Source organism: Duganella sp. CY15W (assembly GCF_009857555.1).
Taxonomy (GTDB): Bacteria; Pseudomonadota; Gammaproteobacteria; order Burkholderiales; family Burkholderiaceae_D; genus Rugamonas; species Rugamonas sacchari.
In genome coordinates, this window is the sequence record NZ_WWCQ01000021.1 from 1 (window position 1) to 550 (window position 550).

At 49.8% G+C, this 550-nt stretch carries 1 rRNA gene; it reads left to right on the forward strand.

The features are described 5' to 3' along the window. Positions 1 to 7 precede the first annotated feature (7 nt). A 23S ribosomal RNA gene (locus tag GTP58_RS30845) occupies positions 8 to 550 on the forward strand; the annotation flags it as partial.

The window sequence follows — 550 nt, forward strand, 5'->3', positions numbered from 1 at the left end:
GTTATAGGGACAAGTGAATAAGTGCACATGGCGGATGCCTTGGCGATTACAGGCGATGAAGGACGTAGTAGCTTGCGATAAGCTGCGGGGAGCTAGCAAACAAGCTTTGATCCGCAGATTTCCGAATGGGGAAACCCACCCTTTTAGGGTATCACTCACTGAATACATAGGTGTGTGAGGCGAACGCGGCGAACTGAAACATCTAAGTAGCTGCAGGAAAAGAAATCAACCGAGATTCCCAAAGTAGTGGCGAGCGAAATGGGAAGAGCCTGTACGTGATAGTTAGCTTGATAGTGGAATGCTCTGGAAATGGCAGCCATAGCGGGTGATAGCCCCGTACACGAAATCAAGTTAGTGGTACTAAGCGTACGACAAGTAGGGCGGGACACGAGAAATCCTGTCTGAATATGGGGGGACCATCCTCCAAGGCTAAATACTCGTAATCGACCGATAGTGAACCAGTACCGTGAGGGAAAGGCGAAAAGAACCCCGGGAGGGGAGTGAAATAGATCCTGAAACCGTGTGCATACAAACAGTAGGAGCCTCCTTG